The sequence below is a fragment of the Streptomyces sedi genome (assembly GCF_006335015.1).
Lineage (GTDB): Bacteria > Actinomycetota > Actinomycetes > Streptomycetales > Streptomycetaceae > Streptomyces > Streptomyces sedi.
This window is the reverse complement of record NZ_VDGT01000019.1, coordinates 90,160-112,311: the sequence shown is the minus strand read 5'-3', so window position 1 is coordinate 112,311 and position 22,152 is coordinate 90,160. Positions and strand designations below refer to the sequence as shown.

Annotated in this window: 17 protein-coding genes, 1 pseudogene and 1 CRISPR repeat array; of the genes and pseudogenes, 7 read left to right on the top strand and 11 right to left on the bottom strand. The window is 71.0% G+C overall.

Annotated elements, in window-relative coordinates; genetic code table 11:
• The first annotated feature begins 10 nt into the window (after positions 1-10).
• Entirely contained in the window at positions 11-199 is a 189-nt protein-coding gene (locus tag FH715_RS22205) for a DUF397 domain-containing protein (protein ID WP_139648156.1), read from the top strand.
• A 227-nt stretch (positions 200-426) separates the two neighbouring features.
• Positions 427-1,800, top strand: coding sequence for an NsdA family TPR-like regulatory protein (locus FH715_RS22200; RefSeq protein WP_139648096.1), 1,374 nt, complete (start codon positions 427-429; stop codon positions 1,798-1,800).
• A 20-nt stretch (positions 1,801-1,820) separates the two neighbouring features.
• Here FH715_RS22200 and FH715_RS29110 read toward each other — a convergent pair whose 3' ends face one another.
• Positions 1,821-2,009, bottom strand: coding sequence for a hypothetical protein (locus tag FH715_RS29110; protein WP_246108888.1), 189 nt, complete (start codon positions 2,007-2,009; stop codon positions 1,821-1,823).
• On the opposite strand from FH715_RS29110, the pseudogene FH715_RS29105 reads away from it, so the two are divergent.
• A pseudogene (locus FH715_RS29105) lies at positions 1,977-2,474 on the top strand (phosphotransferase family protein); the annotation flags it as partial. The gene FH715_RS29110 and the pseudogene FH715_RS29105 sit on opposite strands and share 33 nt — an antisense overlap.
• Before the next feature lie 291 nt (positions 2,475-2,765).
• Positions 2,766-3,527: direct repeats of the CRISPR family, unit length 29 nt; unit sequence CGGTCGATCCCCGCGCGGGCGGGGCGGAC.
• A gap of 40 nt (positions 3,528-3,567) precedes the next feature.
• Here FH715_RS29105 and cas6e read toward each other — a convergent pair.
• The 5 genes from cas6e to casA are packed head-to-tail and all read right to left on the bottom strand — an operon-like array spanning position 3,568 to position 8,481.
• Positions 3,568-4,326: a type I-E CRISPR-associated protein Cas6/Cse3/CasE gene (gene cas6e, locus FH715_RS22190; protein WP_139648094.1), complete on the bottom strand. Its 759-nt coding sequence runs from the start codon at positions 4,324-4,326 to the stop codon at positions 3,568-3,570.
• Positions 4,323-5,060, bottom strand: a complete 738-nt coding sequence (gene cas5e / locus FH715_RS22185; protein ID WP_139648092.1) for a type I-E CRISPR-associated protein Cas5/CasD — start codon at positions 5,058-5,060, stop codon at positions 4,323-4,325. The genes cas6e and cas5e overlap by 4 nt, the downstream gene beginning before the upstream one ends.
• A gap of 9 nt (positions 5,061-5,069) precedes the next feature.
• Positions 5,070-6,341 (bottom strand): type I-E CRISPR-associated protein Cas7/Cse4/CasC, encoded by a 1,272-nt coding sequence (locus FH715_RS22180; RefSeq protein ID WP_139648090.1) that lies wholly within the window; start codon positions 6,339-6,341, stop codon positions 5,070-5,072.
• The gene (gene casB / locus FH715_RS22175; protein ID WP_139648088.1) at positions 6,338-6,922 is read right to left on the bottom strand and encodes a type I-E CRISPR-associated protein Cse2/CasB; all 585 of its coding nucleotides are present in this window, start codon (positions 6,920-6,922) and stop codon (positions 6,338-6,340) included. Before casB ends, FH715_RS22180 begins: the two co-directional genes overlap by 4 nt.
• Positions 6,919-8,481 (bottom strand): type I-E CRISPR-associated protein Cse1/CasA, encoded by a 1,563-nt coding sequence (gene casA, locus FH715_RS22170; RefSeq protein WP_139648086.1) that lies wholly within the window; start codon positions 8,479-8,481, stop codon positions 6,919-6,921. Before casA ends, casB begins: the two co-directional genes overlap by 4 nt.
• Positions 8,482-8,791: 310 nt before the next feature.
• Between casA and cas3 the strand changes: the two genes are divergently transcribed.
• Positions 8,792-11,551 carry a CRISPR-associated helicase Cas3' gene (cas3, locus tag FH715_RS22165; protein WP_139648084.1) on the top strand — a complete coding sequence of 920 codons (2,760 nt, stop codon included), beginning with the start codon at positions 8,792-8,794 and terminating at the stop codon, positions 11,549-11,551.
• A gap of 1,309 nt (positions 11,552-12,860) precedes the next feature.
• On the opposite strand, the gene FH715_RS22160 is transcribed toward cas3, so the two are convergent.
• The 5 genes from FH715_RS22160 to FH715_RS22140 form a co-directional block, all read right to left on the bottom strand.
• Positions 12,861-13,331 carry a hypothetical protein gene (locus FH715_RS22160; RefSeq protein ID WP_139648082.1) on the bottom strand — a complete coding sequence of 157 codons (471 nt, stop codon included), beginning with the start codon at positions 13,329-13,331 and terminating at the stop codon, positions 12,861-12,863.
• A 243-nt stretch (positions 13,332-13,574) separates the two neighbouring features.
• Positions 13,575-15,119, bottom strand: coding sequence for a recombinase family protein (locus FH715_RS22155; protein ID WP_139648081.1), 1,545 nt, complete (start codon positions 15,117-15,119; stop codon positions 13,575-13,577).
• 62 nt (positions 15,120-15,181) lie between these two features.
• Positions 15,182-15,613: a secondary thiamine-phosphate synthase enzyme YjbQ gene (locus FH715_RS22150; RefSeq protein ID WP_139648078.1), complete on the bottom strand. Its 432-nt coding sequence runs from the start codon at positions 15,611-15,613 to the stop codon at positions 15,182-15,184.
• 64 nt (positions 15,614-15,677) lie between these two features.
• A complete protein-coding gene (locus FH715_RS22145; RefSeq protein ID WP_139648076.1) occupies positions 15,678-16,700 on the bottom strand; it encodes a LacI family DNA-binding transcriptional regulator in 1,023 nt (340 codons plus the stop codon).
• 68 nt (positions 16,701-16,768) lie between these two features.
• Positions 16,769-17,089 (bottom strand): L-rhamnose mutarotase, encoded by a 321-nt coding sequence (locus FH715_RS22140; RefSeq protein ID WP_139648074.1) that lies wholly within the window; start codon positions 17,087-17,089, stop codon positions 16,769-16,771.
• 262 nt (positions 17,090-17,351) lie between these two features.
• Between FH715_RS22140 and rhaI the strand changes: the two genes are divergently transcribed.
• Genes rhaI through FH715_RS22125 form a run of 3 tightly spaced genes read left to right on the top strand, consistent with a single transcriptional unit; the run spans position 17,352 to position 22,152 of the window.
• The gene (rhaI, locus tag FH715_RS22135; protein ID WP_139648072.1) at positions 17,352-18,512 is read left to right on the top strand and encodes an L-rhamnose isomerase; all 1,161 of its coding nucleotides are present in this window, start codon (positions 17,352-17,354) and stop codon (positions 18,510-18,512) included.
• 2 nt (positions 18,513-18,514) lie between these two features.
• Complete coding sequence (locus FH715_RS22130) at positions 18,515-20,575, top strand: bifunctional aldolase/short-chain dehydrogenase (RefSeq protein ID WP_139648070.1); 2,061 nt, start codon at positions 18,515-18,517, stop codon at positions 20,573-20,575.
• Positions 20,576-20,634: 59 nt separating this feature from the next.
• Complete coding sequence (locus tag FH715_RS22125; RefSeq protein WP_281290770.1) at positions 20,635-22,152, top strand: rhamnulokinase; 1,518 nt, start codon at positions 20,635-20,637, stop codon at positions 22,150-22,152.

The window sequence follows — 22,152 nt, the reverse complement described above, 5'->3', positions numbered from 1 at the left end:
GTGAACGGTGATGATGGAGAATTTCAGCGAAATGCGCTGGAGAGCAAGCTCGTACAGTAGCGGAAACGGCGAATGTGTGGAATTGGCAACGGAGGCGAAGTGCGCTCCGGTGAGAGACAGCAAGTCCCCCACGGGACCCATACTTGTTTTCCGCGTCGAAAGCTGGACGGCCTTCGTCGACGAGATTGACTCTTTCTAACCAAGCTTTCTGAAGCCCTGCCACCGCGATGGCAGGGCTTCAGTCGTTGAAAGGGCCGACACGGTGAGACGTCGAGGTCCTTCGCACTTCGAACTCGCGCCCGGGCACCTCATCGATGACGTCGGTGAACTCCTGCCACTCCAGTCAACTCGCGGGCCTCGCCCGCATCACACCCCGGACAGCCCGGCGCCCCTCTCGTTGTCCGCATCAGCGCAGGCGAGGATGGAATGCCACAGCCAGAACGCCCCCTGGACGACACCGCGTCGATGCGCGCCTGGTTCGGCGTCGAGCTGAGGAACTGGCGCAAGGACAGAGGACTGAGCACGCAGGCTCTTGGCCGAAAGGTCCAGCTCAGCAAGACCTCCGTCGAGCGGATCGAGAAGGCCGAGCGGTCCTGCACACTGAAACTGGCGGCGGCGTTCGACGACGCGCTCCGGGCCGGTGGAGCGCTGCGGCGTTTGTGGCGGCGAGTTGAGGAGGATGCGGACAGGGAACGTGATGCGGACGCCGGTCTCGGGGCGGGGCGTTCGCGCCGCATCGGTGCGACTCTCCCGGGCAGAATGGTTCCTGACAGCCCGTCTCCGCTGGAGTCGCCCGTGGAACGCCGCACCTTCCTGGCCGCGGGCAGCGTGGCCGCCGTATCCGTCACCGATCTGGCTCCCCATCTCGCCCGCGCCGTGCCCAGGAGCGTGCGGCCAGAGGACATCGCGCAGCTCCGGTCGGCGGCTCGCGACCACGCCAGTTGGGACAACCGGTACGGCGGTGGCGGCCTGGCGCGCGCCACGGCGATCGGGCAGTTGCACTGGGCCTCCCAACTTCTCCACGTCACCTGCCCGCCGAAGCTGGAAGGGGAGCTGTTCACGGCCGTCGGCGTCCTGGCGGTGACGACGGGGGCCTCGGCCTTCGACGCCTACGAACACGAGCAGGCGGCGCGGCTTCTCGACTTCTCGGCCCAGTGCGCCGAGCGTTCCGGGAACTGGCATCTGCGGGCCAGTGCGCTCAGCTGGCGCTCTCGGCAGGCCACCTGGCGGGGTGCCCCCGACCGGGGGTTGACCTACGCCGAGACAGGTCTGGTGCGTGCGGACCGCCTCACTCCACGCGAGCGGGCCATGCTGCACGGAGCCCGCGCGAGGGCGCTGGCGAAGATGGGGCAACGCCAGGCGACGCTGGCTGCGATCGGCCGGGCCGACGACGCCTTCGCCCACGCGCGGTCCGGCGAGGACCCGGAGTGGATGGCCTACTACGACCACGCGCAGCACCACGGGGACACCGGGCACGCCGCCTTCGACATCGCTCTCCTGCCCGGCCAGTCCACCGACCTGGCGCAGTCGCGTCTGGCGACCGCGATCGAGCACCACACCGACGCCTATGTGCGTTCCCGTTCGCTGTCCGGAACGAAGTTGGCGACCCTGCTCATGCACCGGGGCGACCCGCAGCAGGCAGTGTTCCTCGCCGATCGGGCACTGGACGAGATCGGTCAACTCCGTTCACAGCGCGCGGTCACCGACCTGGAGTCGCTGGCGACGGCATCCTCCCGTTTCGCCCGACGGGCTGACGTCGCCGAGCTGCGCGCACGCATCCGGACCACCCTCGCGTCATGACCGACTCCCGCCTCGACGCCTCATTCGGCCTGCTGCGTCAGATCGTTGCCACCGCTGGCCTCTCGGCGGAAGGCGCCGAGCCCATCCGCCTCGGCGAGAACGACCTGTGGCGACTGCCGAACCGCGTCGTCGTCCGAATCGCCCGCGCCGGCCAGGAGACCGCCGCCACCCGCGAGGTGGCCGTCGCCCGCTGGCTCGCCGACCACCACATCCCCGCCGTCCGACCACTACCGATCGACCAACCGCTGCGGGCAGGCGGACGATGCGCGACCCTCTGGGAAGAACTCCCACCCCACCGCACCGGCACCGGGGCAGAGCTGGCCGCACTCCTCAAAGCCCTCCACCAACTTCCCCGCCCCACCCACGACCTCGGCCTCCCACCACTGGACCCGTTCGTCCGCCTCGAAGAACGCCTCAGCGCCGCCGGCGCGCTCACCGACAACGAACGACAGTGGCTGCTCGACCACCTCGGCTCACTGCGCGAACAGTGGGCCGACCTGCCCGCCGGCATGGACGAAAGCGTCCTCCACGGCGACGCCTGGCACGGCAACGTCGCCGTCACCGACAACGGCACCGCCCACCTCCTGGACTTCGAACGCACCGCAATCGGCCCACCCGAATGGGACCTCACCGCCACCGCCGTCGACCACAACACCCTCGGCACGCTTTCCTCCGAGCAGTACCGAGACTTCTGCACCACCTACGGCCACGATGTCACCACCTGGCCCGGCTACCCCACCCTCCGCGACATCCGCGAACTCCGCAAAGTCACCTTCGCCTTCCAACAAGCCACCCACCACCCGGCACTCCTCCCCCACGCCCACCACCGCCTCGCCTGCATCCAAGGCCAACAAGGCCCCCGCCCCTGGACCTGGCCCGCCGCAGCCTGCAACCTGCTCGCCGACCGCGGCAACCCACCGGCATGTCATCCCCCGCACCGCGAAGACCGTCGGCGGTGGAGACAGTAGCCAATCCCCGCACGGGCGGGGCGGACGGCCGAACTGTGCCCAGCGGCCGGCCATCAGCCGGTCGATCCCCGCTCGGGCGGGGCGGACCTCGGCGGCGATGCAAGCTGCGGTGGCCGCCGCGGTCGATCCCCGCGCGGGCGGGGCGGTCGCCGGGCACGCGTTGACCATGTTGGAGAGTTCCGGTCGATCCCCGCGCGGGCGGGGCGGACGGCCTTCCCCGGCGTCGCGCTCGCCGCCGTGCTGGTCGATCCCCGCGCGGGCGGGGCGGTCGGGGTTCGGGTGGGCCTGGAGGGCTGGTGGGTCGGTCGATCCCCGCGCGGGCGGGGCGGACCCATCCAGCCCGGTAGCGCCGCGCAGTATCGCCGGTTCGATCCCCGCGCGGGCGGGGCGGACTCATCCCCGCCGTAGTCCACGACCACGCCACGCGGTCGATCCCCGCGCGGGCGGGGCGGACATCACCTCACCGGCAATTCCGGCGGCGCGAATCGGTCGATCCCCGCGCGGGCGGGGCGGACTTGACACGATCAGCGGCCCGACGGAGGTGGCACGGTCGATCCCCGCGCGGGCGGGGCGGACCTGTGGTGATCGCCGAGGAGGTCGCCCGCTACCGGTCGATCCCCGCGCGGGCGGGGCGGACAGCTCAGCGGAGACCACGAAAATGCCCGCGATCGGTCGATCCCCGCGCGGGCGGGGCGGACGGAGTGCCACAGCTCGCGCGCCTCACCCGCTACGGTCGATCCCCGCGCGGGCGGGGCGGACCCTTTTTGACCTGCGGCGTTGTAGTGGGTTTGCCATTTCTTTACCCGTTGTGGGGGGCGATGGTGAGGAGGCCTGCCCCGAAGGAGCGGGCTGGGCCGATGCCGGTGGTGAGGGCTGTGTGGAGGGCGGTGGGGTTGGTGATGCGGGCGATGCCGTCGAAGCGGGTGAGGGTGAATCTGGCTTCGCCGTCGGGTCGGGTGGCGGGGGTGGTGGGGGTGGGGGCGTCGAGGGTGAGGAGGGGGTGGAGTCCGGCGCGTTCGGCTTGTCGGTGCCACCAGGTGAGGATGTCTTCCTGGGTGGTGAGGGGGAGGCGTAGGCCGCGTCGGCGTTGGGCGTGTCGGGTGACGAGTTGCTGTGCGTAGTCCTCGGCTTCCTGGTCTTTGAGGCCGCGGGCTGTGGCTCGGCGGAGGCCTTCGGTGTGGAGGCGTTGGGGGTCGCGGATGGTGGCGGTGGGGTCGGCGTGGATGCGGTAGTGGACGGTGTGGTCGGTGGTGATCCAGTTCAGGAGGGGGGTGAGGTCGCGGTGTTCGATGTTGGTGGCGTAGCGGGGTGGGAGGGCGTTGCGGTTGATGGGGCTGGTGGTGGATTGGATGAGGAGGGTGGGGGGTGTGCCGGGGGTGTGTTCGATGCGGTAGAGGACGTTGCCGTCTGCGCGGGGGTGGTTGGTGGGGCTGTCGGGGAAGAGGGTGAGGACGCGGCGGTGGGCGTTGTTGGCGTCGCGGAGGTCTTTGAGGGCTTCGCGGGAGCGGGTGTTGAGGGTGATACGGGCGAGGTGGGCGGTGGTGGTGGTGTTGGTCATGGGGTGGCCTTCCGGTTGCGGTAGGCGATGAGGGTCTCGATCCAGTCGGTCCCGATGCCGCCGGTGGGGGCGGGGATGGTGCGGTGGGTGTGCCAGATGTCGCGGTTGTTGAACGCGCGGTGTTGGGTGGGGTCGGGGTCGTCGCGGAGGGTGGCGGTGGGGGCCGCGTCGGGGGTGGGTGCGGTTTCGTGGATGAACGTGACGGTGGGAGGTGGGTGCTCGGTGTGGAGGGGGAGGTGGTCGAGTTCGGCGACGGGGTCGTCGGTGATGTCGGTGACGCGGAGGGGTGCGTCGGGTGGGCAGCTGCGGCGGCCGAGGTAGGGGGCGTAGACGGGGTGGTCGAGGGCGTGGGTGAGTTGGTTGATGAGAGGGGTGGGACCGGTGACAGCGATGGTGAAGGCGGCGTCGGCGAGGTACCAGCGTTCGGTGAGGATGGTGCCTGCGCCTTCGGCGCGGCGGGTGCCGTCGGCTTTGGCGACGGTCTGGTGGCGTGGGCGTCCGCCGCCGATGGTGTGGAAGTCCATGAGGCGTTGGCCGGGGCGGTCGATGCGGATGGTGTAGGTGAGGTGGGCGAGGTCGGGGTTGAGGTGGGTGCGGGGGCGGCCGAGGGCGGAGGCGTGGAGGCCGGTGAGGAGGCCGCGGGTGGGGTGGAGTTGGGTGGGGCGGTGTTCGAAGTCGGCGTCGGTGCCCGCGGATTGCAGGGGGGCGGAGAGGTGGATGAGGTATCCGGGCATCGGCGTGGGCTACTTGGTGTGGGTGGCGATGGCGGTGATGGTGTGCTGGATGAGTTGTTCGAGGCTGGTGAGGCGCTCGCCGAGTGAGGGGTGTTGCTGGTCGGAGATGAGGGTGGTGTGGGCGTGGGTGAGGTGGTTGTCTGGGCCGAAGAAGTCGGTGACGGCCTGGTTGTGGGTGTCGAGGGCGGCCGTGCTGGCGCGGAGGTAGCCCTGGGGGCCGGCGGGGACGGGGGTTTCGAAGGCGCCGACGAGGTTGACGGGTCGGTCGGTGCGGATGGCGATGTAGACGAGGTGGGGTGGGGCGTGGGGGGCGGTGGTGGTGGCCTTGCCGGGGAAGACGACGGTGGCCAGGGCGTGGAGGAGGGCGGTGAGGACGTCGTTGGCGGTGGTGTGGTCGCCGCCGAGGTTGGTGGTCAGCGCGCCCATGTTGACGGTGCTGTAGCGGTAGTAGGTGGCGGAGCTGTAGTTCTGGTCGCCCATGTGGCCGGCGCCGGTCTCTTCTCCGTCGTTCTTGACGATGTCGTCGACGGCGGAGAAGAAGTCGATCTGTGGGGCGACTGCGTGGGTGGAGATGGAGTGCGCGGTCTGGACGGCTCCGGTGGTGGTGGAGCCGGGGTCGTTGGCGAGCATCCGGCCGTAGGCGGCGATGGAGGCGTTCTTGGTGTGCAGGATCTGCCGTACCGCGTCGATGGTGGTCTTCTCCAGCTTGGCGGTTTTGGCGGCCTTGGCGAGGATGGCGGTGGCGCCGCTGTCCTCGTCGGAGTCGTTGGTCGGGGTGTCGTCGTCCTCGGCGTTGTCCTCGCCGGTTCCGCTCTTCGGGGCGGTCTTCTTCTTCGCCTTCTCCATAGCCGTGCGCGCGGCGTTGGCGGCTTGGGTGAGAGTGTCACGGTCGGCGTCGGCGAGGTCGGCGAGGTCGTCGAAGGCGGTGGCGGGCAGGAACAGCAGGGTGTTGGTCGACCCTTCGTCGGTGATGCCCAGTCCCTTGATGCCGAGGGCGGCGATGAGGATCTGGGTGGCGAGCAACGCGTCGCCCTGGTCCCAGCCGCGTTCGGCGAGCCGCTTGGCGACCTCTTGGGGGGTGCGGCGGGTGCGGTAGGCCTTCTCGCCCAGGGCCTTCTCCAGGGCGTCGCGGGCGTGGCGCCGGTCGTGTTGTCCGGAGGTCCGGCCGCGAGTGACGCCGCCGAAAACGGCGACCTTGGGCATCCCGTTGCGGTCGCGGTTGACGCTGTTGTAGGGCATGGACTGGACGATGTGCACGTCCACGAACAGGTTGGTGGTCACCGGCTTGCCTTCTTCTCGTTGAGGGTGTGGTGGTACTGGCGGGCCCAGCGGACGCGGACTTCATCGCCCCAGCGCTCCCAGCGGGTGAGGTCGGACAGCAACACCGGCCAGGAGATCGGGATGTTGTTGTCGCGGAGCAGGGCGACGAGTCCGGGGATGGCCTGGTAGAGGCCGGGGGCGTCGCGCATACTCAGGGAGGTCAGCTGGCCGGTGGCGGACTGCCGGGTGAAAACGCCGGCCCGCTCGGCGCGGGCGAGGGACCAGCCGAGGTTGTGGCCCGGGTTGGCTGGCGGTGGTTCGGGGGCCGGCCAGCGGCTGTTCATGCGGGGGTTGGGGGCGTCGTGGGTCGCCCAGAGGGCGGCGACGAGGAGGAACGGATACTCGGCGTCGCGGTGTTGCGCCGTGGGGATGGCCCCGTGGGCGAGGAGGTGCATGTGCATCCGCCAGGGGTCGGCGAAGTTGTCCGTCAGCCCTTGGCGGATGGCGACTCGCCCCTCCGGGGTGGCACAGGCGGCGCGGACGGTCGCCATGAACTCCTCGTACCGCTCCAGGTGGTTGCGCGCGTTGTTCGGGCTGGTCAACGGTTCCTCCGTGACGGCGTGGTGGCGCGGACGAGGCCGGCGCGGGCCTGGGCGACCGGCAGCATCCCGACCGGGGTGGCCGCGGCGTGGTGGGTCTCGGTGTCGAAAATCTGTCGGGCGAGGGCACCGAACTGGGGTGCGGGCGCCCCGGGTTGGAGCGCGGGCCAAAACAGTGGGTCGGCTCGGTCCCAGTAGGCGGCCCGGCCGCTGGTCGTCCACGGGCAGGTGGACCGTGGGTCGGGGCTCATGCCGCGCCATGCCGACGAGAGCGCCCTCGACAGGGCCGTTTCCGTTTTCTCCGCGCGTTCTCGGACGGCGGCGATCAGCGCGGCTCGGTCGGGGTCGTTGAGGTAGGCGGCGATGGACACCGGGGTGATGGCTGACCACCAGTGGGTCTCGCGGGGTTGTTTGTCCTGGTCGCAGGCGAGGACTCGGACCCGCACCGGGCCGATCCGCTCCCGGGCGGCAGACGGCAGTGAGGCAAGCAGGCCCAACCAGGCCGGAGGAACGACTCCCTGGGGTGGGTCCGTTCGCCGGGCCGCGATCAGGGTGTCGAAATCACGCAGGAGCGCGCGGGCGTGGGCCGCTCGGAGAGGCCCGCCCTTGGCGCGGTTGATCACGAACGGGTCGGTGGCCGCGGTGATCGCCTCCATCGTCATCTCGGCTGCCTTTTTGGCCTCGGCGGTCCTGGCGGTCGTGGGGACGGGGATGGCCCAGGCGATGCGGCACCCGGTCACCCGCAGATCGTCGGGCATCTCCAGCAGGACGGCGTGGAACGCTCGACCGGTGAGCCGCCCGACGGGGCCGCACGGGACGCGGGGGCGGAGCGGGTCCGGCAGCTGTTCGGCCTCCCATTCCGGGATGTCCTCGCCGGTGAGCGGGACCTGGTCCGGAGGAGGAGCGGACAACAGCAAATCGTGGAACAGGCTGTTGGTCTCGGGGTGGAACGAGATCGCCGCGCGCAGCCGCCCCGCCGTCATCGACTTGTGTTTCACCCCTCCGTGGTTGCGCTCCCCGCCCATGCCCGAGGGACCGTAGGCGCGCCAGGCCACGATCCACCCCAGCGCCTCCCGGGCGTCCACCGGCTCGTCCTGCGGGGTGTGGTCGATCCACGGCTGGCCACTGCCGGAGGCCCGCGTCATCACCAACCGGCCGGGCGGCGCCAGCGTGGAGACCTCCCGCGCCAGGCGCGGGTCCTGGAGCAGAGGGCGCTCCGCATCCCGTAGATACAGGCGGTGCCGCCACCGCTCCAGATAGGTGTCGATGACACCTGGGTCGAAACGCCGGATCGCCAACAGTTCGTCCCAGGCATCCTCCCAGGCGTCGGTATCCGGGATGCCGAAGCCGACCATGCGGATCACGAACGCCGTCAACAGCCGTCGCATCGCGGAATCCACCGCCGGGTTCGGGATGTCGAGCGTGCCCAGGTGGGCTGCGGCCAACGCCCCGCGCACGCCCACCCAGCTCGTCGCGCCCGGCGCGGCCCCCACCAGGTCAGCCAACTCCCCCGGCGGCGCGTCCCGGTGCCAGCGCATCCGCACACACGGGTCGGTGGCCACGCAAAACCCCGGCGACACCTCAGACACACCGACCCCAATCCACGCAATGACGGAAAAACACCCCAACCAGAGCACGCCAGCGCCGAGTTGACGACACCGGAGGGTCAGGGAGTCGTCACTCTAAACAACAATCCGAGACTTGCCAAACGCAGAGCACTCGGTCAGTCACATGCGGTAGAGTCCGGCATCGCTCCGCCACCGCGGAGTTCGACCGTCTCGGATTGTCGTTCTGCGACTGTCATCACGGCCGCCCTGCCCACGCGGGGCACCCTCTGCACCACGTCGTCCCCACCGCTCTGGAGGCCTCGCGATGATGCCCCCGCCCGTCGACCACCGCCTCTGGGCCAAGTGGTCGGGCGTCGAAGACCTCGGCCCCTACCCGGTGCCCTGCCACCTCATCGACACAGCCATGGCCGCGATGGAACTGTGGGAGCACTACCTCGCCCCCGGGCAACGCCGCGCCATCGCGCAGGGCTGGGGCGTTACCGACCAGCACGCCCGCGCGCTCACCGGCTTCTGGGCAGGACTCCACGACCTCGGAAAGCTCTGCCCCAGCTTCCAGCACAGCCAACCGGACGCCGCCGGCAGCCTCCCGCACGACTCCGCCTACCCCACACCCGCTGGCTGGCACCAGCAGGAGCCCCTCCGCCACGAACGAGTCACCCACCTGACGCTGCCCGCGCTACTCCACACCCGGGGGTACCCCGGTGCCGGTAACCGACCGAAACGCTCGCTCGCCCACCAGATCGCCCAGATACTCGGCGGCCACCACGGGCGCTACGGCACCGCGCTGACATCCGAGCAACTCGCGGACCCACACCGCCACGAGCAGCGTGTCGGCAACCGCAGCTGGGCCGAACAACGCGAAGCCACAGTCGAGTTGCTCCACCAGCTGTGCGGCCAGCCGTCCCCACCGGCACGCTTCGGCACCCCGGCCGCCGCCGTGCTCACCACCGGCGTGGTCATCCTCGCCGACTGGCTCGTCTCCCAACGCTCCTGGGTCCGAGCGCGACTGCGCCAACGTCTCTCCACCCCGGACGCGGAACGCGACGACTGGTCACGCCACGCCGCCCGCGCCCGGCAAGCCCTCCCCGGGCTCCTCGACAAGGCACAACTGCGGCAACCGACCTGGAAGCCGGAGACAACCTTCGCCGGACTCTTCCCGCAGATCACCCAGCCCTACCCACTGCAGGCCGATATCGACGCTCACCTGCCCGCACTGGTCCACGGCCCCGGACTGGTCATCGTGACCGCGCCCACCGGCGACGGGAAGACCGAAAGCGGACTCCTCGCCGCCCGCCTTCTCGGCCACGCCTCCGGCACCCCGGGGCTGGGCACCTTCCTGCCCACCATGGCCACCACAGACGCCATGCACCGCCGCAAACGCCGCTTCGCCGACCGCACGCTCAAAGACCCCACTCCCGTCGCCAGACTCCACTCCCTGGCCTGGCTCGACGACCACACGGATGACGACACCAGTCTCACCAAACGGGAGATCGCCCTCATCGTCGGAGAATGGCTACGAGGCCGACACCGCGGCCTGCTCGCCGGCATCGCCACCGGCACCTGGGACACCGCCGCCCTGGCCGCACTTCCCCTGCGCTTCAACGCGATGCGCTGGCTGGGCCTGACCGGCAAAACCATCATCATCGACGAAGCCCACGCCTACGACGCCTACGGCCACCACCTCACCGCCCGCCTCCTCCAATGGCTCGGGCACTGCCGCGTCCCCGTCGTTCTCCTCTCCGCCACCCTCACCGGCCGCATCGCCACCCAACTCGCCCACGCCTACCGCACCGGCGCCGGCCACACCGCCCCCACCACCATCCAGCCCACCTACCCCGGCTGGACCCACATCGACGCCACCACCGGAACCGTCACCACCAGCCCCACCCTCCCCAGCACCAGAGCCCGCGACCTCCGCATCCACCTCACCCACGTCACCCACACCCACAACCCCACCACCCCAGGAGGCCGAGCCCACACCCTCCTCGCCGCCCTCCAACCCCTCACCAACAGCGGCGAGGGCACCGCCCTCATCGTCTGCAACACCGTCGCCGACGCCCAACAAACCGCCAACCTCCTACGCAACCACCTCAACGGCGCCCACCCGCCGCTCATCCAACTCCTCCACGCCCGCTTCCCCCAGCGCCAACGCGAAGGCATCACCCGCCGCGTCCTGCGTTGGGCCAGCCCCCCAGACGACAAGGACCCCGCCGCACGACGACCAGCCCGCCCCGTCATCGTCATCGCCACCCAAGTCATCGAACAATCCCTCGACGTCGACTTCGACCACGTCATCACCGACCTCGCGCCCATCGCCCTCCTCCTCCAACGCGCCGGCCGCTGCCAACGCCACGACCGCGACCGCCGCCCCGACTGGGCACCCACCCCCGCCCTCACCGTCCTCGTCCCCACCGGGCAACTCCCCCCACGCCGCTGGGGCTCCGTCTACTCCGGCAACCTCCTCGACCGCACCCTGACCGCCCTACGCCAACTCCCCAACGCCACCTGCCGCATCCCCCACGACGTCCAGCAACTCGTCGACAACGTCTACACCCACGACTGGACCACCCCCGCCGGCCTCGAACGCGCCGCCACCGAACACGCCATGGAATCCATCGCCGAAACCAACACCATCCCGCCCCCCACCGACGCCCTCCGCGACCTCCACCCCCTCACCACCACCGACGACGAGGACGCCCTCACCACCCGCCTCGGCGCCGACAGCATCCGCGTCCTCCCCGTCTACACCGACCCCGACGGCAACCACTGGCTCGACCGCACCACCCGCCACCAACCACTCCCGCACACCGTCCACCCCACCGACAAACCCACCATCCGCCGCCTCATGCACAAAACCATCCCCATCAACCTGGACACCCTCCAACGAACCGGCACCCCAACCCACACCCCACCCGGCTGGACCACAACCGGCGCCCTCCGCGACATCCACCTCCTCCCCCAACCCACCACCAACACCTGTACTGCAACCCACCACCTCGACCCCCTCAACGGCCTCGTCAGCACAGGCGACACCTTCAGCAAAGGAATGGCAAAGCGTCTCTAACATCGCAGGTGAAAAAGGGTCCGCCCCGCCCACGCGGGGATCGACCGGGGCGCCCCCGGACCGCGCATGGCGGGGACGCGTCCGCCCCGCCCACGCGGGGATCGACCGGTCGTAGACCGGTGGCCGTTTGTCGGCCGGCAGTCCGCCCCGCCCACGCGGGGATCGACCGGACGAGATCGCGGAGAGCGAGAAGCACCTCGCGTCCGCCCCGCCCACGGGGGTCGACCGCTGGAGGGCTGCTCCTTCTGCCTGGAGACCGGGTCCGCCCCGCCCACGCGGGGATCGACCGCACCAGGGCCAGACCGAGGACCTTGCCACCCGGTCCGCCCCCCACGCGGGGATCGACTGGCCGAGACGAGCAATGCCGTCGTCAAGCATGTGTCCGCCCTGCCCGCGCGAATGCGAGCTGCGTTTGGGGAGACTCGCCGTCAGCATCTGCCGTGCTTCTCCGGCATGAGTCACGCCAACGGTGACTCATGTCAAATACGTGTCCAAGTGCCTGTTCGCACGGCACCCCCTGCCGCAAACACGCAGGTAGAAGCCCACGTTCGATGCATCAGCCCAGGTGCCTTCTAAGCACCTTCCCAATTGCTTCCGGCAGCCCCATGCTTGCTCCGGCCGCAACGCGACTCCGTCGCATGGTTCTCAGGGAGCCGGGAGCCATCTGCGTCCCACACCCGGTCGACAACCCTCGCGGCCATCCCGTCCTCGGCTCCGCGCTCCCGCACCTCCGTGACATCGCCGCATCTGGCGCGGGGCATGGAAGGCGCCTCGTCGGCCCCGTCACGTGGACAACGCGTGGACAACAGCAGTCAGGAAGACTCGGAAAACCCCAGGTAGCGGGCACGAAGCGCGAGCCGTGCCCCAGCCCCATCAAACAGAGAAAACCGCAGGTCAGGGCCCTGGTAGCGTGGTGTTCGGGGTGGCAGTTCAAGTCCCCCCTCGGATACGCACAGCGCGCCCGCGAGTGGATGACCAAGATCGGGTCGGCCGATTCGCCCTGGAAGCCGAAGAACAGTCATGAGCTGCGGCGACGGCGACCACGGCTCAGAGGGCTTCCTCACCTGCACGCAGGGAGAGGGGGGATGGAATGGGCGATGAACTGCCTGTACTCGAACCCGTTCACGGACATCACACGGGACGCCACCCGACAACGGGCCACGTACACCCACGACCTCAAAAGTGCGGATCACGCTCTCCTTGGCCACATACTGCAGCCCTTGCGACATCACGAATGCAACCTCAGTAACCGACAGATACGAGAAGAAGCCGCCCAGCTCCGGGCCGCGTAGCCGGATTGGCCGACTGCTCAGCCGGTACGGAGCTCCGGGTGCGCGAAGGCGACGTGCACTCCGGATCGCGTGGTGAGTGTTTCCCTCTTCAGGAGCAGCACACAGCGCGCGTGGTCTCGTTCCAGGTCGGCGCCAGCGACGACGGTGCGAAGGGATTCAGCGAACTCCGCGGAGGGCGAGGCGAGATGGAAGATTCCCGACTCCGGGATTTCCCCCAGCCGGAACCATAGCCGCGCAACGGGCTTCATCCACCATTCTTGCTGTGAACAGATACCACCGGCGGAGTGCGCCTCCGCTGCCGCCTTGAGCAGGTGGCCCTTGCCGCACATACGCGACTCGTCTTGGCCGGCGCCGGTTACAGGCGACTTCGCATCCGTTTCCACCCTCTCGATGAGGATGTCAAGGCTACTACCATGCAGGAGATATTCGCCTGGACGCGTGCGGTCGGTGCCCCGCTGAAAACGGGCTTCCAAGACGTCGGCAAGCATCCTGCTCTCCTCCCGATCCACACCATCCAGCAGCCATGTGGCGCAGAGCGGCGAGTAGCCGGGGACGGAACTCGCTATGCGGAATCGCCCAGCGACACGGGCGGACTTGGCTTCCCTCATCGAGTAGCACGTCTCCTGTATGGGACTCATCCCACACAGGAGACGTGCCGTTACCCGGCTTGGCCCTGCAGGACTATTCCGGTAGGAAGCCGGTCATGCACGGCCAGCGCGGCGGGCGCACTGTTAACCGCGCTCCGTCTGAGGGCGGTGTGGGCCGTGGACAACGCCCGGTACCCAGCGCACGGGAGCGGAGGCGGGAAAGAGCGTGACCCGGACGCCGAAATCGAGAAGGATCTCCTTGCGCGCCTGATCGTCCGCCGCCTTGGCCCAGCGGTCGGCAACGGTCTCCCCCGTCGGCCTTTGGACAAGCCCCGGCGCACGCTCGGGTTCCGCCTCCAGCAGTGCCAGTTCCCGCCCCATCTCCGCATACCGCTGGCGGAACCACTCGGCGTCGTCGGGGGCGTCGTACAGGCCGGATTGCCGGTCCGCCCGCAGGCGTTCCCGGTTCGCCCGTATCTCGGCGATCCGTTCACGCACCCCGTTGCCCGGGTCGTAGACGGTCTCGAAGATCATTCCGTCACCGTAGGTCCGCAGGAACCACTCCTCCACCCACGCGTCCAGGCGATGAGTCATGACCAACGGTGCGGGACGGCAGTCCCTGGCGCTGCGCCAGCCCTTGTTCCGCACCGTGCAAACGTAGCGCCGGGGCTGAAGCGCGGAGGTCTGTGTGAAGAGCCGGTTGTGGCAGTTCCCGCACAGCGCCACCTCGGTGAGCATGTAGTCGCGGTTGGAACGCCGCCCCACAAAGGGGGTCTCCCGGGGGGTCAGCACCCGCTTGAGCTCCTCGTGCATCGCACGGTCCCACACCCCCTCGCACAGGCGCACCGGCTGTCCCGAGCGGTCCAGGACCGGCCGGCCGCGGTGCATCAGGTAGCCCAGTGTCGCTTCGGAGAGCAGGATGTTGCGCAGGCTTGTCGGGTACCACGGGCGCCCCTGTGCCTGCCGCCCATACATCACGGCCAGGTGATCGATCGGTGCAAGTTCCCCCAGGCGGTTCAGCCGTGCGGCCTCGCCGCTGGGCGTGACCAGCTCCGCGTCGGCCAGGATCCGCCGCGCGACGTCCCGCAGCACCCCGGCGGCGTGCGGGTGCAACTCGACGCGCTCGATCCTGCCGCCCACCGAGGCGCGGAGGAAACGGAACCCGTAAGAAGGCTTCCCCTTCGGCCTGCCGGCCCGCCGCATCTTCTCCGTCGCGTCACGGTTGCGGCGCTGGATCGCCCGCAGCTCCATCTGCGCGCCCCACGCCTCCATCGTGAAGCGGTTCTCGTCGACCGCGTCGTCCAGGTCCCACGGCCCCTCGTGGCCATAGGTCACGAGCAGACGGCCCTCGTCGCGCATGCGGTAGCCGGTGTTCAGGCAGTCGACCACGTTGCGGCCCAGCCGGTCCACGGCCGCCGCCACCAGGCCGTCGAACGGAGCGCGCTCGCCCCGGAGCCACGGCCCCAGCCTCGGGCGGGTCACCGGGTCGGTCGCCCCCGAGACCTCCCAGTCGTCCGCCCAGGCGATGATGTGGCCGCCCACCGCCGCGGCGGCCGACAGCACGTTCTCCCGCTGCCGCTCCGGCGACGTCGTCGCCGCCTTCATCCGCGACAGCCGCCGAACTCCCAGCAAGCACTTCCCGCAGCCGTCGAAGGGCCGCTCCACCGTCTCCAGGTCCACACCACGCACAGCGTTCTCCGTTCCGCCAGCAGGGTAGGGAGAATCGGCGGTCGCACCCAGGAGCGGCGGGCTCAGCCGAGGAAGCTGAGCCGTACCTGCCTGTTGGTATTAGAGATGTTGGTGTCGACGACGCAGACGGACTGCCAGGTGCCCAGGGCCAGCCGGCCCGAGAGGACGGGGAGGGTGGCGTGGGGCGGGACGAGGGCGGGGAGGACGTGGTCGCGGCCGTGGCCGGGGGTGCCGTGGCGGTGGCGCCAGCGGTCGTCGGCGGGGAGCAGGTCGCGCAGCGCGGCGAGGAGGTCGTCGTCGCTGCCGGCGCCGGTCTCGATGAGGGCGATGCCGCAGGTGGCGTGCGGGGTGAAGACGTTGAGGAGCCCGTCGCGGCCGTCGGCCACCTCCCGCAGGTAGGCGGCGCACTCGGAGGTCAGGTCGTGCACGGTCTCACGGGAGCCGGTGGTGAGGTCGAGGACGCGGCTGTCGAAGCCGTTGCCGGTGTGGTTCATGGCATCCATGTTCGCCGGGTGGAGCCGGCGGAACGAGATGCGCCGCGCCCGTCGGGGCGGGTTCTCAGCGGCGGGCGGCCAGGCTGGACTCGCGGACGATCAACTCGGGTTCGAAGACGATGCGTTGGTGTCGGTGCCGGGCCGCGTCCTCGCCGGTCTCCTCCAGCAGCAGTTCGGCCGCCTGCTGCCCCATCCGGACGGCCGGCTGCCGCACCGAGGTGAGCGGCACGGCCGCGGCGGCGGCGAACTCGATGTCGTCGTACCCGACGATCGCCATCTCCTCCGGCACCCGCACCCCTGCCGCGAACAGCGCCTGGAGGACGCCGAGCGCCAGCAGGTCGTTGGCGCAGAAGACGGCGGTCGGCCGGGGCGCGAGGCCGAGCAGCCGGGCGCCGGCGTCGCGTCCCGAGGCGACGTCGAGCCGGTCGGCCTCGATGTGGCGCAGCGCGCCGGGCGGCAACCCGGCGTCGGCGAGGGCCTCCCCGGCGCCCTGCTCGCGGTCGCGGCACTGCTTGAGCGACATCGGCCCGCTGACGTAGGCGACCTCGGGATGGCCCTGGTCCAGCAGGTGCCGGACGGCCAGCGCGCCTCCCCTCACGTCGTCGACGGAGACCGAGCAGCCCTCGGCGCTGGGCAGCACACGGTCGACGAAGACGAACGGGATGCCGTGCCTGCGGAACTCGGTGAGATTGCGCCCTGACATGTCGGCCGGGGTCAACAGCACGCCGCGCACGCGCTGTTCGGCGAAGAGCGAGAGGTAGTCGGCCTCCTCGGCCGAGCTCTCGGCGCTGTTGCAGAGCATCACGCCGAGTTTCTCGGCGCGGGCGACGCGCTCGGCGCCGGTGGCGACGTCGACGAAGAACGGGTTGCCCATGTCGAGCACCAGCAGCGCGATGATCCGGCTCTGCCCGGCGCGGAGTTGACGGGCCGACTCGCTGCGGACGTAGCCCAGGCGCGCGATGGTGGACTGGACGCGTTCCCTGGTCTCCTCGGCGACCATGTGGGGCCGGTTGATGACGTTGGAGACGGTCCCGACGGAGACCCCGGCGGCCCTGGCCACTTCCTTGATGCCGACCGTGTGCGCCATGTCCGTCTTCCGTTCGTCTCGTGTCCCGCGTAGCCGGGCCATGGTATGCACCAGCGGGGGCGTGCCGCTCAGGCCAGGTGGAAGACCTCGGTCAGCGGCTTCATCGCCTCGTCGGGGCGCTGGCCGTCCAGCGGCTCGAAGAGCGCGCCCATCTCGGCCTGCCAGCGGTCGTTGACGTCGGTGGCCGCCATGGCACGCTGGGCGGCCTCGAAGTCCTCGGTCTCCAGGTAGCCGACGAGGAGCCCGTCCTCGCGCAGGAAGAGGGAGTAGTTGTGCCAGCCGGTGGCGCTGAGCGCCTCGCACATCTCGGGCCAGACGTCGGCGTGGCGGCGCCGGTACTCCTCGACGCGGTCGGGGCGGACCTTGAGCAGGAAGCAGACGCGCTGCACGGTGCACTCCTTGTGAAAGGTTTCATGCGAGTGGGGGCCAGCATGGGACGGGGCGCGCGCGGCGTCAAGGGCCGCCGGCGCGGGCGGGCGCACGCCAGGCGCCGCGAAGAAGTGCGAGGTGAGCGGTTGCGGGATCGGGCCGTTCCCTTGACAGCGCTCGGCGCGGGCTCTTAGCGTCGACGGTGACTGTGAAACGATTCATAGCTGTCTCCTGAACGTTCCCCCGAACCGTCCCCCTCAGCGCTACGGGAGCCCTGATCGCATGACCCCCTCCCCCGCCGTCAAGGCGGCCCTGTCCTCCCAGGCCATCGAGACGCCCTCGTGGGCGTACGGCAACTCCGGCACCCGTTTCAAGGTCTTCGCGCAGGAGGGCGTACCGCGTACCCCGTTCGAGAAGCTGGACGACGCCGCGCGGGTGCACGCGCACACCGGGGTCGCCCCCACGGTCGCGCTGCACATCCCCTGGGACCGGGTCGACGACTACGCCGCGCTCTCCGACCACGCGCGCGAGCGGGGCCTGCGGCTGGGCGCCATCAACTCCAACGTCTTCCAGGAGGACGACTACAAGCTGGGCAGCGTCACCCACCCCGACCCGGCCGTGCGGCGCAAGGCGCTGGCGCACCTGCTGGAGTGCGTGGACATCATGGACGCCACCGGCTCGGCCGACCTCAAGCTGTGGTTCTCCGACGGCACCAACTACCCGGGGCAGGACGACATCCGCACCCGGCAGGACCGGCTGGCCGAGGCGCTGGCGGCGGTCTACGAGCGGCTGGGCGAGGGGCAGCGGATGCTGCTGGAATACAAGTTCTTCGAGCCCGCGTTCTACATGACGGACGTCCCGGACTGGGGCACCGCCTACGCGCACTGCCTCAAGCTCGGGCCGAAGGCGCAGGTGGTGGTGGACACCGGGCACCACGCGCCGGGCACCAACATCGAGTTCATCGTGGCGACGCTGCTGCGGGAGGGGAAGCTCGGCGGCTTCGACTTCAACTCCCGCTTCTACGCGGACGACGACCTGATGGTGGGCGCCGCCGACCCGTTCCAGCTCTTCCGCATCATGTACGAGGTGGTGCGCGGCGGCGGGTTGACGCCGGACGTGGCGTTCATGCTGGACCAGTGCCACAACATCGAGCCGAAGATCCCGGCGATCATCCGCTCGGTGATGAACGTGCAGGAGGCCACGGCCAAGGCGCTGTCGGTGGACGCCGAGGCGCTGGCGGCGGCGCAGGCCGAGGGTGACGTGCTGGGCGCCAACGAGGTGCTGATGGACGCGTACCACACCGATGTCCGGCCGCTGCTGCGGGAGTTGCGCGCGGAGTGGGGTCTTGACCCGGAGCCGATGGCGGCCTACCGGCGTTCGGGCTGGGCGGAGCGGATCGTGGCGGAGCGACAGGGCGGCCAGCAGGCCGGTTGGGGGGCGTGAGCATGGGTGCCGACGAGACGCGGGGCGCGGCGCACCCGGAGGTGGCGGCGCTGCTGGCGCGTTCCCACCGGCTGGGGGCCGACCCGAGGAACACCAACTACGCCGGTGGCAACGCCTCGGCGAAGGGCTCGGCGACGGACCCGGTCACCGGCGAGCCGGTGGAGCTGATGTGGGTCAAGGGCTCCGGCGGCGATCTGGGGACGCTCCGCGAGGAGGGGCTGGCGGCGCTGCGGCTGGAGCGGCTGCGGGCGATGGCCGGGGTGTATCCGGGGGTGGAGCGCGAGGACGAGATGGTCGCCGCGTTCGACTTCTGCCTGCACGGCAAGGGCGGTGCGGCGCCGTCGATCGACACGGCGATGCACGGGCTGGTCGAGGCGGCGCACGTCGACCATCTGCACCCGGACTCGGGGATCGCGCTGGCCTGCGCGGCGGACGGCGAGGCGCTGACCGCCGAGTGCTTCGGCGGGAGCGTGGTGTGGGTGCCGTGGCGGCGTCCCGGCTTCCAGCTGGGGCTGGACATCGCCGAGGTGAAGCGGGCCCACCCGGAGGCGATCGGCTGTGTGCTGGGCGGCCACGGGATCACCGCGTGGGGCGAGACCAGCGAGGAGTGCGAGCGCAACTCGCTGCACCTCATCCGCACCGCCGAGGCGTTCCTGGCGGAGCGCGGCGCGGCGGAGCCGTTCGGGGCGCCGCTGCCCGGGTTCGGCGCGCTGCCGGAGGCGGAACGGCGGGCTCGGGCCGCGGAGTTGGCGCCGCATGTGCGGCGGGTGGCGGCGCGGGACCGGCCGCAGGTGGGGCACTTCACGGACGCGCCGGAGGTGTTGGACTTCCTGGCGCGCGCGGAGCATCCGCGGCTGGCGGCGCTCGGCACCTCCTGCCCCGACCACTTCCTGCGCACCAAGGTCCGGCCGCTGGTCGTCGACCTGCCTGCCGACGCACCGCTGGAGCGGGTGGTGGAGCGGCTGGGCGAGCTGCACGAGGCGTACCGGGAGGAGTACCGGGCGTACTACGAGCGGCACGCGACGCCGGACTCGCCGGCGATGCGCGGCGCGGACCCGGCGATCGTGCTGGTGCCGGGCGTGGGCATGTTCTCGTTCGGCAAGGACAAGCAGACCGCGCGGGTGGCGGGCGAGTTCTATGTGAACGCGATCAACGTGATGCGGGGCGCGGAGGCGGTCTCGTCCTACGCGCCGATCGAGGAGTCGGAGAAGTTCCGCATCGAGTACTGGGAGTTGGAGGAGGCCAAGCTGCGGCGGATGCCGGCGCCGAAGCCGCTGGCGGCGCGGGTCGCGCTGGTGACGGGCGGCGGCTCGGGCATCGGGCGGGCCACGGCGCTGCGGCTGGCGGCGGAGGGCGCCTGCGTGGCGGTGGCCGACCGGGACGCGGCGGCGGCGCTGGCGGTCGCCGAGGAGCTGGGCGGTCCCGACCGCGCGGTGGCGGTGACGGTGGACGTCACCGAGGAGGAGCAGGTGGCGGCGGCGGTGCGGGAGGCCGTGCTGGCGTTCGGCGGGCTGGACCTGGTGGTGAACAACGCGGGGATCTCGATCTCCAAGCCGCTGCTGGAGACGACGGTCGCGGACTGGGACCTCCAGCACGACATCATGGCGCGCGGTTCGTTCCTGGTCTCGCGCGAGGCGGCGCGGGTCATGATCGACCAGGGTCTGGGCGGGGACATCGTGTACATCGCGTCGAAGAACGGGGTGTTCGCCGGGCCCAACAACATCGCCTACGGGGCGACCAAGGCCGACCAGGCGCACCAGGTGCGGCTGCTGGCGGCCGAGTTGGGCGGGCACGGCATCCGTGTCAACGGGGTCAACCCGGACGGCGTGGTGCGTGGCTCGGGGATCTTCGCCGGCGGCTGGGGCGCGAAGCGCGCCGCGGTGTACGGGGTGGAGGAGGAGCGTCTCGGCGAGTTCTACGCGCAGCGGACGCTGTTGAAGCGGGAGGTGCTGCCGGAGCATGTGGCGGCGGCGGTCTTCGCGTTGACCGGCGGGGACCTCGGCCACACCACGGGGCTGCACATCCCGGTGGACGCGGGGGTGGCCGCGGCGTTCCTGCGCTGAGGGCGGCGGTCGCCGTCCGTTCCTTCGAAGTCGTCCGCGAGTCGTGGTGAGGTGTCGTGGTGTCCGCTGATCAGTCCGGGTCCTTCGAGGCGGGAGGCGCGCCGTTCGCCGCCGTCGACCTCGGCGCCTCCAGTGGCCGGGTGATGCTCGGCCGGGTGGCGGCGGGTGGGGGCGGTGTGGAGCTGGTGGAGGTGCACCGGTTCCCCAACCGGCCGGTGCGGGTGGCCGGCACGCTGTACTGGGACGTGCTGGCGCTGTACCGGGGGGTGCTGGACGGGCTGCGGGAGGCGGGGCGGCGGGCCGGGGGCCGGCTGGCGGGGGTCGGGATCGACTCCTGGGCGGTGGACTTCGGACTGCTGGACGCCTCCGGGGCGCTGCTGGGCAACCCGGTGCACTACCGCGACGGGCGCACGGTCGGTGTGGCCGAGCGGGTGGGGCGGCGGCTGGCGCCGGAGGAGATGTACCGGGCGACGGGGCTGCGCGCGTTGCCGTTCAACACGGTCTACCAGCTGGCCGCGATGGAGGGCTCGCCGCAACTGACGGCCGCCCGGAGGCTGTTGCTGCTGCCGGATCTGGTCTCCTACTGGCTGACCGGGGTGGAGGGCACGGAGTTGACCAACGCGTCCACGACCGGGCTGGTCGATCCGCGCACGGGCGACTGGGCGCGGGAGGTGGCGGAGGCGGTCGGCGTCGACCTGGGGCTCTTCCCGCCGTTGCGGCGGCCGGGCGATCCCGCGGGAGAGCTGCTGCCCGAGGTGCTCAGCGACTGCGGGCTGACCGGTCCGGTGCCGGTGACGGCGGTGGGCTCGCACGACACGGCCTCGGCCGTGGTGGGGGTGCCGGCGACGGGGGACGGCTTCGCCTATGTCGCGACGGGCACCTGGTCGCTGGCGGGGCTTGAGCTGCCGGGTCCCGTGGTGAGCGAGGCGGGCCGGCTGGCCGGCTTCACCAACGAGCTGGGCGTGGACGGCACGGTCCGCTATCTGCGGAACATCATGGGTCTGTGGCTGCTCCAGGAGTGTCTGCGGGAGTGGGCCGAGGGCGGCGAGGAGCCGGCGCTCGGGCCGCTGCTGGAGGAGGCGGCGGCGCTTCCGGGGCCCGGTCCTGTGGTGGACGCGGGCGACGGGGAGTTCCTGGCGCCGGGCGGGATGCCGGCGCGCATCGCGGCGGCCTGCCGGCGTTCGGGCCAGCCGGAGCCGGAGGGCCGGGCGGGGATGGTGCGCTGCGTGCTGGACTCGTTGGCGCTGGCGCACCGCGAGGCGGTGGCCGAGGCGGCGCGGCTGGCGGGCGCGGAGGTGCGGGTGGTGCACGTGGTGGGCGGCGGCGCGCGGAACGCGCTGCTGTGCCAACTGACGGCGGACGCCTGCGGGTTGCCGGTGGTCGCCGGGCCGAAGGAGGCGGCCTCGCTGGGCAACGTGCTGGTGCAGGCGCGCGCGGCGGGACGGGTGCGTGGCGGGCTTTCGCGGCTACGCTCGTCCGTGGCCGCGTCGCAGACGCTGGGCCGCTTCACTCCCCGTGGCGACGCCGCGGTGTGGGAGGCGGCGGCGCGGCGGATCTCCGAGGACGGAAGGGGCTGA